The organism is Anaerolinea thermophila UNI-1, from assembly GCF_000199675.1.
Classification (GTDB): domain Bacteria; phylum Chloroflexota; class Anaerolineae; order Anaerolineales; family Anaerolineaceae; genus Anaerolinea; species Anaerolinea thermophila.
Genome location: NC_014960.1, coordinates 2957275 through 2972354, shown reverse-complemented (window position 1 = coordinate 2972354; position 15080 = coordinate 2957275). Strand labels below are relative to the sequence as shown.

The following is a 15080-nucleotide window of genomic DNA, read 5'->3' as shown; positions in this document are numbered from 1 at the left end:
TTATTCACTTACCCGCGGGGCAGGCGTGTGCCGCAGGAACGGCAGAATAAATCGCCGGGGGCGGCGCGTTTCCCGCACTGGGGGCAATACAGGGCTTCGTTTCCGGACGAATCCGGCTTTGCCGTTCTGGACGGCTTGTGGCGTTTCATGGGGGTTTCCTCGCTCTCTTTTCGGGCTTGCAGGAACATCCACCCGGCGGCAATGACCATGACCAGCCCCAGCGCTCCCACTGCCCAGGGGATGACTTCGGTGAAATTGAGTTTTCCGGGAGTGCTCTCGCTGACCGCTTCTGCAGGGGCAACCGGCTCAAAGGTGTTGGGTTGGGTCAGTTCGTCATCGCTTTTCTGATAGGTGATTTTTAAGTTGACCGGTAAATTGGCTTTGACTTCTCCCACCACCACACCGTAGTAGGTCAGCCCATCCGTGCCTTGCTGAGAGGTACCTCCCGGCGGGTCGAGCGTCAGCGCCGTGGCGGTGCGCGGACGCTGAATTTCCAGCACCAGATTATCTGTGGGGTAAGGCATCAGGTATCGAAAGCGGTACACGCGGCTGGTATCGCTAACTTCCAGTGTGGGGTCGTAGTATTCCAGATGGATTTGCGGCACGGTGGCAAGGAAGGTGACCCAGATCATGTTATTTTGAACGCTGGAGAGGGTGTAATCCACGTTGAACAGCCCGTTTTCGTTTTGTTCGGCAACGGCGTGCGGCGTCTTGGCGGCGGCGGGCATGGGCAGGGTGATTTCAGCGGGCAGTTTTACATCACCACCCAGGGTAATCCGATAAATGACCAGCACGCTGCGCTCGCGGTCGTACTCGGGCCAGACAAGGACTTCCACGTTCTGGAAGCGTATCTCTTGAGCCTGTGCTTGCACAGGGAAAGCAGATATTACCAGGAGCAAAAGGGTTAGCAAAAGATACAACCTGCGGCGCATGAAGCCTCCACGAATCAAAGGGGTTTGAGCCGATTATATCAGGTTGTTTTCCTGGGCGATGAAAATCTGCCGGGCAACGCTCTCTTCCAGTGCCAGTTCGGTTTGTTCTACCTGGACGATGACCATCGGGCGCTTGGAGAGCACGCGCACCAGCCGCCCGGGAAGGATGCCGTATGCCTGTAGACGATGGGTTTGTTCATCGGGCAGGTCGCCAATCCCGGCGATGAGTGCGCGCTTGCCGGGAAACACATCTGCCAGGGTGAGGAGATTGCCGTGGCGGTAGCGGTGGCGTCTATGCAGGGGTTGTTGGTGTAGATGAAGGGGCATGGGACTCCTTTTTCGTGATCAGTTTTTTGATGAAACGTGCCACGCTGGAGCGTTCCGGGTTGATCTGACTGGTGCCGCAGTTGGGACAGCACACTGTCTGACAGCCCTCATGCAGGGGGCAGGCGGCACAACCGGGGTGTTCTTCCGGTGAGAAGCGAAAACCGCAAATCGAACAGGTCATCCAGCGCTGATTATCCATTCCAGCCTACCAGCATGAGCAAACGATACAGTAATCCGCCCACCAGAATGGCAAAGGGGAAGATAAAAGCCAGAATCCCCAGCGTAACCTTTGCCCCGCGTTCCTTGAACAGCATGAAGATGCTGGCAATACAGGGGACGAAGAGGGTGATGGTGACGATGGAGACCACCGTCTGAACCGGGTTGAGCAAGCCCTGCGACTGCATCAGGAAGAGTTCGGTGGCGGCAAAGTCGCGGCGCATCAAGCCCAGCAGGAAAGAGGCTGCTGCCTGAGGGGGCAGTCCCAGCCAGCCGGTGACGATGGGCTCCAGTCCATGAATGATGCCGGGAAGCAGGTGGGCTTGATCCAACACAAACAGCAGGAGTGTGCCAAGCAGGAAGAGCGGCACGGCTTCTTTGATGTACCACTCCAGGCGCGCGGCGGTTTTAATCAGCACGTTGCTGAGTACCGGGAAGCGCAGGGGCGGCAGTTCAATGACCAGTGGGTTTCGTTCGCCGGGCATCACACGTGCGGCAAGCCAGCCCACTGCCAGCAAGACCAGCAGGATAATGCCCGACCAGATGAGTGCCGCGCTGAAGGACACATTGGCGAGCATGCCCATCACCACGCCCAACTGCGCCGAGCAGGGGATAGCAAGCGCCAGCAGGATGGTTGCCAGTACCCGCTCTCTGCGCGTGGGCAGAATGCGCGTGGTCATGGTTGCCATGGTGACACAGCCCAAACCGAGAATCATGGGCAGGACGGCTTGCCCATTCAGCCCAATGCGGCTGAAGAAGCGGTTGCTCAGCACTGCCATGCGCGGCAGGTAGCCGGAATCTTCCAGAATGCCAAAGGCGATGAAGAACGTGGTCACCACCGGCAGAAGCAGGGCAAAGGCGTAGGTTACCCCCATGGTCCACAGTCCGTATTGCCCGACCAGTAAATCGCTCAGGAACTGCCAGGGGATGAGGCGTTGGATGTGCTCCACCACCCACGGATTGATGATTTCCCCAAAGAGGTTTTCTTCCAGCAAACCTACCAGCGTACCTGCGCCAAAGACGCCCACAAACCAGTACATGGCGTACAGAATCAGCCCCAGGACCGGAATGCCCCACAGGGGATGGGTGGTGAGGTGGCTGATTTCCATGGCAAGGCTGAAGGTCTGTGGTTCGCTTACCTGCAAAACTCGCCCTGCCAGTTGCGAGACGAAGTCTTCGCGGGTTTGCAAAATCACACTGGCGGGCGAATCTGCCAGGGCTTCTTCCACCTGGCGGCGCATGCCTTTGAGGGTGTCAAGGACCTCCGGTGCGGCTTTTTCTTCCAGCCAGGCTTCCACGGCAGGGTCTTCGCTCAAAAAGAGCAAGCCCAGCGCCCGCGGCACAATATGAGCGGGGGGTAAGAGGGTTTCGGTTTGTTTGAGGAATTGCTCGATGGCGGGGGGATATTCCAGTTTCAGAGACGATACGGTAGCATGCTGGACGGCGTGGATCAGATCTTCCACGCCCTTACCCTGGGTAGCCACCGTACTGACCACGGGAATGCCCAGTGCATCGGCAAGATGCGCACATTCCAGGTTCAAGCCGCGCTGACGGGCTTCGTCCATCATATTGAGTGCCAGTACCTGCGGACGGCGCATTTCTGCCAGTTGTACAGCCAGATGCAGGGTGCGGCGCAGATTTTTGGCATCGCCCACCTGAATCACCGCCTGCAGGGGATCATTCAGCAGTACCCGCGCAGTCACGGCTTCGTCCTCGCTCTGGGCGGGAAAACTGACGATGCCGGGGGTATCCAGTACCATTATCCCGGGCACCTGACGCAGCGTGCCCCGGGTGATTTCTACCGTAGTGCCTGGGTAATTGGAGACAACCACATATTGTCCGGTCAACCGGTGGAAAAGCACCGATTTGCCCACATTGGGGTTACCCACCAGGGCAATCGTATTTCCAGAAGGGGTCATTGGTACAGCGTGGCTCGGTTGGCAGTGTTCCATAAAAACTACCTCTTAATTGCCTTTGGTTGTTGGTCAGCAGTAACGAGATGGGCTTCCATTCTGGCACAAGCCTGGCATAACCCGTAAAAAGTCAATTCCACGTCCTTCACCTGCGCGCCGGTGTGACGTTCAAATTGCTTGACAATCTCTTCCATGCGCGGGTCGGCAAACTCCAGAATGCGGTTGCACGAACGGCAACGAAAATGAAAGGGGGTGGGGTGGCGGGAAGGGGCTGTCAGCACTGCAGGTTCAAAGCGTTCCCGTCGGCGTTCCTCTTCGAACCAGCGTGGGGCGATGAAGCCGTTCTCTTCCAGCCAGTTGAGCGTACGGTACACCGTGGAGAGATTAATGCCCGGCGATTGCCGCGACACGTGCCGGTAAATCTCTTCGGCGGTGGGATGCCCGCCCAGTTCTTCTAAGGCTTGCAGAATCAGACGGCGCTGGCTGGTCATTCTGCCGCCTTCATCCCGCAAACGCAGGGTTACCTGTTGATAAAGCGATTCCATCTCACGTATCCTTTATTGCAATTAATTTGCAATAAGTTATTGCAAAAGATTTGCATCAAATTCATGGATATTTTACGCTCATTTTCAGGTTTGGAAAGTGTTTCCTGTCATGGCAAGAAGGTATAATTGTCATGTAACCGGAGGAACAATGAAAATTTTGCGCACACTCATATTGATTACGGTTTTGGGTTTATCGGTGTTTGGTTATGCTCATCCCGCCCTGGCACAGGTGCCTGCTCCTGACGGCGGGCAGGTGCCGCGTTTTGAGCCCGGCGATTGTCCCGTTCCCATCCCGCAGGGAATGGTGGAGGGAACGGATATCACCTGCGGCTGGCTGGTTGTGCCGGAGCGTTACGAAGAGCCTGAAGGAAATACCCTCCGCCTGGCAGTGGTCATTTTCCATCCTGCCGGGACGCCTGAACCCGACCCGATTGTGTTTGCCCAGGGCGGTCCGGGCGGTTCGACCATTGATTATTACACCCAGGTATTACCGAAAAGCCCTTTGCGCGAGCATTTCACCCTGATTCTTTTCGACCAGCGCGGTACGCTGTACTCTCAGCCGTTCCTTTTCTGTGAGGAAATTTATCAGGAAGGCATTGACCTTTTGCCTGTGGATGTGACCGCCGAGGAATCCGAAAAGCGCTATTACGAAGCCGCTATGGCATGCCGCGAGCGTTTGACCCGCGAGGGGGTAAACCTCTCGGCGTTCAACAGTGTAGAAAACGCTCACGATGTCAACGCCCTGCGCGAAGCCCTGGGGTACGAAAAAATCCATTTCTACGGGGTGTCTTATGGTACCCTGCTCGCCCAGCACCTGATGCGCGAGCATCCTGAAGCCCTGCGCAGTGTCATCCTGGATGCGGTGGTGCCGGTGCAGGGAAACTTCAACCTGGAAGCGCCGTTTGCGCAAAATCGCGCCTTTAATGAATTCTTCAGCGCCTGCGCGAACGATGCGGAGTGCAGTCAGGGGTATCCCAATCTGGAAAAACGCTTCTTCGATCTGGTGGAGCGTCTGGAAAAACAGCCGGTGACCATTACCCTTAAGGACGACCAGTCCATGCAGTCCTATCCCGCTTTGCTGGACGGCGATAGCCTGGTTTCTCTGCTCTTCCAGACCCTCTACGCCACCGAGTTATTGCCCATTCTCCCGGCGATGATTGCGGAAACCGAGCAGGGGCATTACGGGCTGGTGGAGCGCATCTTCTCCATCATCGTCTTTGACCGCACGATGGCGTATGGCATGTATCACTCGGTGGTGTGCGCCGAAGATGGTCAGGCAGATTTGAGCCGTTACGATTACAGTGCCGTCCGCCCGGAACTGCGCAAGGATGTGGACGTCTCCAACCGCGCTTTCCTGAAATTGTGCCAGGATTGGGGGGTGACCGCACTGGACAGGGAAGCAGAACTGCCCGTGACCAGCGATGTGCCCACGCTGATTTTCAACGGACGCTTCGATCCTATCACTCCGCCGCAGTACGGCGAGACCGTTTCCCGAACCCTGCGCCGTGTTTATCAGTTCACCTTCCCGAATACGGGGCATGGGGCGTTTTCTTCGAACGATTGCGCCGACCAGATCATGATGGAATTTTTAAAAGATCCCAATCAAGCGCCGGATGCTTCCTGCCTTGCCGATCAGCGCATGGATTTTGTCACTCCGCGCGAGTACATTTCCCTGCCGGTGATGGGACAGGTGTTGAATCTGGATGACCGTCTGACGCTTCCGGCGGGGGTGCTGGGGGTGGCGGGGGTATTCCTGCTTACCTTGTGGGTGGTCTATCCGCTGGGGTGGCTGGTGCGCCGTTTGCGCGATGTCCCGTTTGGCATGGCGCCGCTCAGCCACTACCTGGCAACTGCGGCAGGGCTGATGAGCGGCGCACTGCTCTGGCTTTTCCTGGCAGGTTGGGTAACCGCTTTCGGTGTGCTGGTGGCAAACAATAACATGCTTGTTCTGCTGGGCATGCCCATCACCGCGCGTCCCATTTTCATTGTACCCTTGCTCATGCTGGCGGTGACGGTGGCACTGCTGGCGTTCATCCCTGCGGGGTGGCGGCGCTGGCGCTGGTGGAATAAGGGGTACTTCGTCCTGCTAGCGCTCTCCGCGCTGGCGGCGCTGGGCGTGCTGGGCTGGTGGGGCGTGCTGTTTTCTGGCTTAGCAGGTTAACTCCAAAAGCCAATCGGGGTGAGAAAGATTGCTATCTCACCCCGGTTGCTTTTCTTTGCGTTCAGGGAATAATTACCCCATTAACTTCTCCGTGCAGGTTAGGCAGACGGTAACTTTCACAATTATCCGGGGAAATTAGGAAAACCTCGCCTTCTGGATTCTGCTGTGTAATTAGGCTGACCGCCAGCAGGTGGCTTTCTTCATCCCAGACAAGTCCGTTGATAGCCAATGCAGGATTTTCCAGGATTAATCGTGCTGGATTGCCGTCCATCCCTTTGATGTAAAGGCCACTGTTGTCGCTGGCGCGGTAGGCAATCCAATTTCCATCCCATGAAATAGTAGCAAAAGGCGCTTTTCGCGAAGAGTTTTCCAGTACGAATACATCCCGACTTTCACCATTTTCAATCTGAATGGCGCGGAGTAGGAAACCATCGGGACTTGAACCAGGAATGGCATAATAAAGGATGCCACCGTCGGGAGACCACCCGGCAATATCTTCGTATCCCAGCGTAGTAAGTTGTTTTCTCTCCTGTGTTTCCAAATTGATTAGAAAGATGCCGTTTTGATCTCCCGCATTGACCACTGCCAGAAAATGACTATCAGGAGACCATCTTAGGTCACGACCATATGAGCCTGGGATAAGTAACTTTTCACCATTCACAAGGTTTTGAACGATAATTCCTGCTTCTGTGGTGTACGCTACGAAAGTTCCTTCTTTGTTGAGCGTTGCATTCGCGGCATTTATTTCCAATATTTTGGGTTCTTCTCCATTCAAACTTATCATAACGATTTGCATTTGAGGATTCAACTGGGTCAGGATGGTTTTTCCATTCAGTCCTTTAGGCAGGTCAGGAATAGTTTGCAGGGTATTTGCGCTGAAGCATATCGTGGACTGACTTGTATTGATAAATTCACGGAGGTTCTCAGGGTTCCAGGAGGTTTCCCATGTTTCGGGAGGGCTGGATTCAATGGGATTGGAAAATACTATAGTTAGAGAACCTTTGGGTAATTCTGGAAACTCCAGGGTCATGTAGGGCCCACTACCACTAACACCGATGGAAGTATACCCCTCGATAGAGAGGTCTACGGAGGCAAATGCATTTCCCAGATCCAGTTGGAAGGTGTAACCTTTGGCTCCAGCGGTCATGGAAACCAGTCGGATGGTTTTTCCAGCCAATTCAATCTCCCGATTCAACTCCCAAATTTGCCCTGGGCGGGGAGTATTGCCTACATTCACCAATGTACGGGCTTCAGCCTTGCCTTGGATGGGTGTTAACACGTTACCGGTGAGCTGAATGGTGATTGGAAATTGCACTCCTGCACCTTTGAATTGAAGTGCCCAGGTAATACCTCCCTGCGTCAACGAATCGTCTTCTAATGGTTGTACATCCACAGGATAGATATAATTCACTTTCTTCCCATTAGCATCTTGGATAACCGGCACACCAGTAATATTCAACCAGCTCCTTTCTAGGAGGTGATTAGGGCGGACGTAGCCAAGTAAAATGTAACCATCTTCGGTTTCAATCACCTTCTCCACCAAAACAGAGGCAACTGGGGCTTCGGGTGTCGTTAAGGATTCTTCAAGTTGTTGACTCGTTTTGGTTGGGGTGGATTGAGATTGCTCAGTCACCTCAACTACTGGCAAGATTTTGAAATCAGGCGGTGCTGGTACAAAACGTAGGGGAATTTCCCATTCTTCAGGTACTGTGCCGGGCAGAGTGTTAAAAATACATGGAAGGACAAAAGTAACTTCGTTAATCTCAGGAGGCAGAGGGGCAGAAATGTTCACCTGTGAGCCATCCGGTAGCTTTAAAAATGGTGGCGTCATACAACCTGAAACCGCCTCATTGTTAGGGTAAGCAGATAAGGGAACTCCGGAGTTGCCAAAAATAATTCTCGTCTCCGTCTCGGTCACAATTGCCTGACTGATTGTCACGGTTATGCCTTCTCGGGTTACACTCACTGGTTCAGCAAGGATACGAATCTTGCTATCCTGCTGTACAATGCCGATTCCGGGAATGTATCCAAGCAATTGGTGCATTGCTGCGTAAACCCGCTGAGGTCCAGCAATCAAAGTGCCCAAAGATAGCGTGATCAATATCACAACCGTTACTTCCCAAACTGTGTGCCAAACCGCAAAACGACGGATCTTCTGATCTTTTCTACCCGCCTTGCTCATCAGGTTTTGATACAATTGTTGTCGAAATTCCGGGCGGATTGGAGGAACTCCAAAAGCCTCTCGAATGTTTTTCTCAAATTCCTCAGAAAATTGCCACTCATTCATGAGAATCCTCCATCTGACGTTGTAAACGTGCCAGCAATCGGTAAAGGGATTTCTTAACTGCCTGCTCGTTGCGTCGAAGGAAATGTGCCATTTCTTCATAACTCATTTCTGCCAGAAAACGCAGTCTTAATAACTCGCGTTCTTCTTCAGTCAATGACCGAATCAGTGTTCTCAGCATGATGGATTGTTCTGATTGCATGACTGCATGGATAGGATCGGGAATCTCCCTTTTTTCGTCTAAAGGGATGGTCTTTTTTTTCCGACGAAAATGATCCATTGCTTTGTTATGGGCAATCGTAAACAACCAAGCGGAGAAATGCCCATCCTGACGATAGTGGTTAATGGATTCCAGTGCAGTTAAGAACGTCTGGCTGGTGAGATCTTCTGCTTCCTGGATATTTCCAGTTTGGCTGTAAAGATATCTGAAGACCCTTTCCACATACAGCTTGTAAAGTTCTCCAAACTTTTCTGGATCTTCTCTTATTGCCTGAATCAAAAAACGTTCATCGTATTTGGTTCTATTCCGGGATAGTCCCATTTTACTCACCCATTCTGTCATGTGTTCCCTTTTTAGGATTCACCGGCAAACCCATATTAAATTAAGCGCTCTATATATAAAGACGGGAAATTGAACAAAAAGGGACAAATCTCAGGGAATATAAGGGAATGCGTTTAAAGGTCTTAAAACCCAAGCATAAATTTATAGTTGGTAAGGCTTCGGGAAAAATGTTTCCAACCCATCTTTCAGGGTTTTTCAAAAATCACTGCAACTTCATCGGCATAGACGGTCTGCCAGCCGGCTTGTTTCAGCGCGCGCGCCAGGGGGGCATCCGGGGCAATCAGCACCCATTGGATGTGCCATTTCTCCAGTGCGCTTTGCCAGCCTTCTTCCGCGTTGATTATCGTCAGCCATTCCTTCAGAAGGCTGTCGCCGTATAAATCCGTGCGCCCGTCCACAAACACGGGGTGCTCCGGCAAACGCCAGAGCAGGTATCCGCCCCAGGCATATTCGTTGAACAGGTTGCCCTGGGGCGGGTGCGTTTGAATCCAGGCGACTGCATCTGCCGGGTAGTGCTGGCGGATGAGGCTTTCCACCAGCGCCGGGTGGCTGACCAGCCCGGCTTTCAGGAAAGCCGCAAATCCCAGAACCGCCACGCTGACAAGATTAATGATTTTGCGAAACTTTGCCCGCATCGGACGCGACTCTCCGGAGAAACGTTTCAGCGCAGGGGAAAGCGGCGTAAAGACGTTTTGCAGGGCTTCCCAACCGGTAGAGGCGAGCAGGGGCGCCGCAGTCAAGGCAAAGGGGGCAAAGTTGCGCCGCGCCATCAGCGCCAGGGCGGTAAAGAGAAGCACGGGGAGCATTTCTTCAGCCGTCCGCCTTTGTCTGGAAATGCCCAGTGCCAGCAAAATACCCGCCAGCATCCACAGGAAAGGCTGTTGCGTCAGGTCGTGAAAGTCCGGCGATGCCCACTCGGGAATGGCTTGTTGCAGAACCTGCACCCCTACCGTCTGAAAGGGAATTTTCCACATGGCAATCCCGTTGGGGTTAAGCGCCACTGCCAGAAAAGCTAGCCCGCCTGCCCCTGCCAGCCGGGCAATGCTCTGCCACGAGCATGCCCGTTCCGGGAAGAGCCAGCGATCCACTGCCTGACCGGCAATCACTGCGCCGAGAAGCAGAAAGCCCAGCGCGTACCCCCCATGCAGGTTCGACCATACGGCAAAGAGCGGCGGCAGGACGAAGAAAGGAGAAAGCCTTCCGGCACGCAGAGCAGGCAGAAGGGCAAACAGGACGGCGAACAGCGCCAGCGAAAACAACTGCGGACGCGCCGTCCACAGCGGCGCGCACACCAGCCCGGCGAGGATGACCACAAACGCCCGCCACAGCGGCGGCGCGCTCATCTGCCGGTATACCAGCATCAGGCTGAGCACAGCCATCCCTGCTACCAGTACGGTGAGCGCGCTATAACCGCCCAGACGGTACAGCCCGGCAAGAATCACCTGCCCCAGCCAGGAATGGTTAATCCATGGAGTGCCGTAGCGGGTCAAAGAAAAAATGTCCGTGAGGACGGGCTTGCCGCTTTGCAGGGTTTCTTCGCCGGCGCGCAAATGCCACCACAGGTCGCTGTCCAGCGGGGTGCGCGCCGCCATTAAAAAAATCAGCACGCCCACCACCACGGCAACCCATCGCGCCGCACTGCGCTCATCGTTGAGGGGAAGGGTGGCGGGCATGCTTGGTTTTTACGGGTTATTCCTTCAGGCGCACGTACACGTTGAACGTGCCATCGCCGCGCTTGCCGACTTTCGTCTCAAACAGGTCGGGCAGGGCTTTGATGAGCATGGACAACTGCTTGAAGCCGTAGGTGCGCGGGTCAAAACTGGGGTCTAACTGGCGCAGGTGCGTGCCCATCAACCCCAGAAATGCCCAGCCATCATCGCCTACTGCCAGGTCGTACGCCTGGCGGAGCAAATCCAGCGGCAGGTTTGCCAGGGCATCGCTCTCGACGGCAGGGGCTTTCTCTTCCTGCTTTTCGGTCTTGCCGTTCTTCTCGGTCTTCCTGCGGGAAGCGCTGGCGCTCTGCGGGCGCGGTTTGGGGGCGGGCAGGTTCTTCTTTTGCAGGTTCTCGGTGAAGACGAACACATCGCAGGCGTTGACGAATGCCCGCGGGGTGGTGGACTTGCCGATGCCCATTACAAAGATGCCTTTCTCGCGGATGCGCGTTGCCAGGCGGGTGTAGTCCGAATCGCTGGAGACCAGGCAGAAGCCCTCGACGCGGTCTTCGTAGAGGATGTCCATGGCGTCAATAATCATGGCGCTGTCGGTGGCGTTCTTGCCAATGGTGTAGCGGAACTGCTGAATGGGCTGGATGGCGTAGGTTTGCAGAACTTCCTTCCAGCCGTTCATGTTGGCAGTCGTCCAGTCGCCGTAGATGCGGCGGATGATCACTGTGCCGTATTTGCTGGTCTCCGCCAGCATGTCGCCAATCAGCGAAGGCTGGGCGTTATCCCCATCAATCAACATGGCTATTCGTCGGGAACGAATCGCCGATTGCTCAGAGTCCATGTACTCTATACGTCTCCGTTCTGTAAAAATTATGTTTCATCTCGCATGCGGAACTGGATGAACATCCCCAGCATGCCTAGCAACAACCAGCCCACTATCATCCAAACGCCCTGAGAGGGGTTGCCCTGTAGGGCTTGGGTGATGGTGCCGGTAAACCCGCTGACCACTGCTGCCGAGCCCAGAAAGGCGGTCGAGGCGGTGATCATGAACTTTTGGAAGCTCAACGCCGCCGCGCCGATGATTAACCCCAGTGCCACCATGAGGAACACCTGAACGGCGGTCTCGATGCGGGGAGGAAAGGTCATTCCCGCCAACTGTCTCAACGCACGCACCGAAATCTCTCCGCCGGAGATTTGCAGATACGCCCCAAACACCATTCCCGAAAGCGCACCCATGGCTGCGCCAGAGGCAAAGATGGTCACGTAATACAGGGGAGATGCCAGCACCGCCCCCAGCACGCCGCCCACCACAAAACTACCGATATCCAGCCAGAGACGCTGGGCTTCGGGAACTTTAATCACTAGCGGGGCAAGATACATGGCGGCGGCTCCGCCCAAAATGAAGCCCCAAAGAGGAAGCATCGAGCGGAACATGCTGTACCCCGAAAAGCACACAATAATCCCCACCACAATTGAAATCATGCCTATCGGCGTAATCATGGGGTGTCCCTCCTCTGGCAAATGTCACCTTATTCCGCTCTTATTTTAAAGGGGAAAGAAGGAATAAGCAACCGCCAATCATTGAAGTTCTGTTCCAGAACTTGATCGCTGAGTCATCTGAAAAAAACTGTGCCATTTTTCACAAAAGTTGTATAATTGAATAAAATTCACCTGAAAAGAGGGAATTATGAAAGCCTTTGTGGATCGCGATTTGTGCATGGGTTGTGGGGTATGTGAGACGATTGCCCCGAGCGTCTTCAAGCTGGAAGATGACGGCATTGCCGTCGTGCTGGTGGATGTGGTGCCCCCCGAAGAGGAAGCCAACGTCCGCGAAGCCATGGATTCCTGCCCTGAACAAGCTATCTCCATCGAAGAATAGGCAGCATCTCCTTTCTGCAAAGACCGCCCTTCGCCAGGGCGGTCTTTCGGTTTGATTGGACTATAATCAAATTACCCCCTCTCTGGAGTGAAACATGCAGTTGCCCACCCATTTTGTTGCCGGAGCCTTAATTGACAAAGTCGTTTCCCGTATGCGCCTGCCAGGGTGGGCGCGGGTGCTGACCGCTGGCGGGCTGGCGTATCTCTTCCACGGCGTGCTGGATAAACTGGCAAAAGCCACCTATCACCCGCCTGAGCCGCTGGATGACCCCTTCTGGAAGGGCTATCATCAGCGGGTACTGCCGGTATTTACCTGGGCAACCGTGCTGGCGTTTGCCCCGCGCCATTTCTTTGCCATGCTGTGCGCCGCCCTGCCCGACCTGGACTGGGTGGTGCGGGGGATTTCCCGCCGCACCGGCAGGACGATTCCCGGCTGGGAAAAGCCGGTTCTCAATGAAGGACTGCATGATTTGCTCAACCATGTGCCGGTAGTGAAGAAACTTAACCACCTGCCAGATTGGCGCTATGAGCGCAAGGCTGTGCTGGTGGAAGCCGGATTGGTGGTGATGATGCTTTCTCTTCTTTTATGGCTGATGCGCCGAAAGGATTAAATCATGGGACGAGTTCTCTATTCGGTGACGTTTTTACGGCACGGACGTTCCTGCGCCGACGATGAGGGAGTGTACGAAGGACGCTATGATTCCCCGCTGACCGCCGTCGGCGAAGCCCAAGCCTACCGCCGCGCCCGCGAGTGGAAAGAATGCGGAGTTACCTTCGACCGGGTCATTGCCAGCACGCTTCAGCGCGCGCGCCGCACCGCCGAGATTGTCTGCGAGGTGCTGAACCTGCCCCTGGAGACTTCCGAGGCGTGGATGGAAATCAACAGCGGCAAACTGGCTGGCATGAATCCGCAGGAAGCCGAGCGCATCTACCCCCGTCCAGCGTTCCGCAATCCCTACGAGACCATTACCCCCACCGGAGAGAGCGAGTGGCAGGTCTTCATCCGCGTGGCGCAGGCGCTCGAAGAGGTGATTCGTCAGCGTGTGCCGCGCACGCTGGTGGTAGCCCACGGCGGTTCACTGTCCATGACCCTGCGAGTCATTTGCGGGGTGACCCCATGGGGAAACAGCCAGGGGGTAGCATTTCACCTTGGCGATTTGGGCTTTGCGCGCACGGCTTACGATCCGCAGACCAATGTCTGGCATTTTTTGGAACTGCATCCCGGCTTGCAAGAGATTGAGCAGTAAAAATTACCCCGCCTCGAAGGCGGGGTGATGTGACATTGGGGTGATTTCATTCCATCGGCTGAGGGTGGTAGCCCTTTTTCTGGACTGCCTCCAATAAATCTTCCAGTGTCAATTTGGATTCGTCGTATTCCACTTCCATTTCCTGTTTGTGGTAACTGGCTTTTACCTGTTTGACGCCCGGCAGTTCGTCTTCCAGGCTTTCCAGGCGCATCACACATGCGGAGCAATGCATATCCGGAACAGAAAAACGCTGTTTTGCCATACGGTTTTCCTCTAATTGAAGGTAATCGTGCCGGTAAACATCCCCATAGAGCAGGTAAAGTGCAGGGTGGTGCCGGCTTTCTGCGGGGGAATCTCAACAATTTCTGTGCCGGTGGCGGGTAAGAGGCGCTGGACTTTCAGCGCCGGGATGAGGAATGCCCGAGAGCAAGAGAAGGTATTTTCGGTGACCAGTTGCAGGGTGACCGGTTCTCCGGCGCGGGCGGTCAGTTCGGCAGGGAAGTAGCCGTCATCGCGCACCTGCAGGGTCAGGGTGTTGCTGGCATCGGCAACCTGATTGGGCGCGTCGGGCTGGAAGGATTTCAGCGCATTGCGGCTGAGATTTTCGGCGGAGAGCGGCGAGCCAATCAGATTCAACCCCGAGTTGACCGTCACCACTGCCAGGATGATGAGCAGGACAGCCGCCACACGGTTGAAGTGCTTTTCCAGGCGCGATCCCAGCGAGGTTGCCAGGTATGCCAGTCCAAAGAAGACCGGGCTGGTACCAAGGGTGAAAGCAAATAGGATTGCCGCACCCTGAGCGGCAGAACCCGTTCCTACCGCCAGAGCCATCATGGTTTGCGTCACCCCGCAGGGGATGAACACCGTAAGCGCGCCCAGCATCAACGGGGTGAACCAGTGGTGATCCTCGCGGGAAGTGCGCCTGAGCCAGCGGCGCACGGCTTGTGGTGGTTCGAAGGAAAAATAGCGGAAGATGGGATGCACGTTGAGCATGCGCAGGGCGTTGCCCAGCATGAAGAATCCCACGCCAAACAGCAACACAGCGCGCATGGCAGGGGTTAACTCAAACAGCGAACCCAGCACGCCCAACAGTGCCCCCATCAGGGTATAGGCAACCAGTTTCGCCAACAGGAACGCCAGAATGGGGAGTGCCAGCGCAGGGCGGGGAGAGAAAGAAACGGTGTGCGCTTTTTTCTTTTGCATTGCCCTTTGGGCAACATCCTGTTCAATTTGCCCGGCAAGGGATGAGGCAAGCAAGCCCCCCTGTACCGCCATACAACTCAATCCGCCGGTGGTTAAACCGGTAATGAAAGCTACCCAGAGAGTTTCCATAGATCTCCCATTGTAAAAT

General features: G+C 55.1%; 16 protein-coding genes. 4 read left to right on the top strand and 12 right to left on the bottom strand.

Annotated elements, in window-relative coordinates:
* Nucleotides 1-8 precede the first annotated feature (8 nt).
* The 5 genes from ANT_RS13430 to ANT_RS13415 are packed head-to-tail and all read right to left on the bottom strand — an operon-like array spanning nt 9 to nt 3933.
* Nucleotides 9-932: a zinc ribbon domain-containing protein gene (locus ANT_RS13430; protein ID WP_013561074.1), complete on the bottom strand. Its 924-nt coding sequence runs from the start codon at nt 930-932 to the stop codon at nt 9-11.
* Nucleotides 933-965: 33 nt separating this feature from the next.
* A complete protein-coding gene (locus tag ANT_RS13425) occupies nt 966-1259 on the bottom strand; it encodes a FeoA family protein (RefSeq protein WP_049784915.1) in 294 nt (97 codons plus the stop codon).
* Nucleotides 1225-1458, bottom strand: a complete 234-nt coding sequence (locus ANT_RS17475; protein WP_013561072.1) for a hypothetical protein — start codon at nt 1456-1458, stop codon at nt 1225-1227. Before ANT_RS17475 ends, ANT_RS13425 begins: the two co-directional genes overlap by 35 nt.
* Nucleotides 1451-3427 carry a ferrous iron transport protein B gene (feoB, locus tag ANT_RS13420; protein ID WP_013561071.1) on the bottom strand — a complete coding sequence of 659 codons (1977 nt, stop codon included), beginning with the start codon at nt 3425-3427 and terminating at the stop codon, nt 1451-1453. The genes ANT_RS17475 and feoB overlap by 8 nt, the downstream gene beginning before the upstream one ends.
* A gap of 5 nt (nt 3428-3432) precedes the next feature.
* Entirely contained in the window at nt 3433-3933 is a 501-nt protein-coding gene (locus tag ANT_RS13415; RefSeq protein ID WP_013561070.1) for a Fur family transcriptional regulator, read from the bottom strand.
* Nucleotides 3934-4081: 148 nt separating this feature from the next.
* Here ANT_RS13415 and ANT_RS13410 point away from each other — a divergent pair, with 148 nt between their 5' ends.
* Nucleotides 4082-6094, top strand: a complete 2013-nt coding sequence (locus ANT_RS13410; protein WP_049784914.1) for an alpha/beta fold hydrolase — start codon at nt 4082-4084, stop codon at nt 6092-6094.
* A gap of 61 nt (nt 6095-6155) precedes the next feature.
* On the opposite strand, the gene ANT_RS13405 is transcribed toward ANT_RS13410, so the two are convergent.
* The 5 genes from ANT_RS13405 to ANT_RS13385 all read right to left on the bottom strand — a co-directional run bounded on the left by ANT_RS13405 (nt 6156) and on the right by ANT_RS13385 (nt 12104).
* Nucleotides 6156-8381 (bottom strand): hypothetical protein, encoded by a 2226-nt coding sequence (locus tag ANT_RS13405; protein ID WP_013561068.1) that lies wholly within the window; start codon nt 8379-8381, stop codon nt 6156-6158.
* On the bottom strand, nt 8374-8940 hold the full coding sequence (locus ANT_RS13400; RefSeq protein WP_013561067.1) for an RNA polymerase sigma factor: 567 nt from the start codon (nt 8938-8940) through the stop codon (nt 8374-8376). Before ANT_RS13400 ends, ANT_RS13405 begins: the two co-directional genes overlap by 8 nt.
* Before the next feature lie 185 nt (nt 8941-9125).
* Nucleotides 9126-10613 (bottom strand): hypothetical protein, encoded by a 1488-nt coding sequence (locus ANT_RS13395; protein WP_013561066.1) that lies wholly within the window; start codon nt 10611-10613, stop codon nt 9126-9128.
* 16 nt (nt 10614-10629) lie between these two features.
* The gene (locus ANT_RS13390; RefSeq protein WP_013561065.1) at nt 10630-11445 is read right to left on the bottom strand and encodes an NYN domain-containing protein; all 816 of its coding nucleotides are present in this window, start codon (nt 11443-11445) and stop codon (nt 10630-10632) included.
* A gap of 29 nt (nt 11446-11474) precedes the next feature.
* Entirely contained in the window at nt 11475-12104 is a 630-nt protein-coding gene (locus ANT_RS13385; protein WP_013561064.1) for a TM7S3/TM198-like domain-containing protein, read from the bottom strand.
* 187 nt (nt 12105-12291) lie between these two features.
* Here ANT_RS13385 and ANT_RS13380 point away from each other — a divergent pair, with 187 nt between their 5' ends.
* From ANT_RS13380 to ANT_RS13370, 3 genes are all read left to right on the top strand, one after another.
* Complete coding sequence (locus ANT_RS13380) at nt 12292-12483, top strand: ferredoxin (RefSeq protein WP_013561063.1); 192 nt, start codon at nt 12292-12294, stop codon at nt 12481-12483.
* Nucleotides 12484-12577: 94 nt separating this feature from the next.
* Nucleotides 12578-13093 (top strand): hypothetical protein, encoded by a 516-nt coding sequence (locus ANT_RS13375; protein ID WP_013561062.1) that lies wholly within the window; start codon nt 12578-12580, stop codon nt 13091-13093.
* Between the two features lie 3 nt (nt 13094-13096).
* Nucleotides 13097-13729, top strand: a complete 633-nt coding sequence (locus tag ANT_RS13370; protein ID WP_013561061.1) for a histidine phosphatase family protein — start codon at nt 13097-13099, stop codon at nt 13727-13729.
* Nucleotides 13730-13775: 46 nt separating this feature from the next.
* Here ANT_RS13370 and ANT_RS13365 read toward each other — a convergent pair whose 3' ends face one another.
* Together ANT_RS13365 and ANT_RS13360 are read right to left on the bottom strand one after the other, a co-directional pair.
* A complete protein-coding gene (locus ANT_RS13365) occupies nt 13776-13991 on the bottom strand; it encodes a heavy-metal-associated domain-containing protein (protein WP_013561060.1) in 216 nt (71 codons plus the stop codon).
* Nucleotides 13992-14002: 11 nt separating this feature from the next.
* The gene (locus ANT_RS13360) at nt 14003-15061 is read right to left on the bottom strand and encodes an urease accessory protein UreH domain-containing protein (RefSeq protein WP_013561059.1); all 1059 of its coding nucleotides are present in this window, start codon (nt 15059-15061) and stop codon (nt 14003-14005) included.
* Nucleotides 15062-15080: the final 19 nt, after the last annotated feature.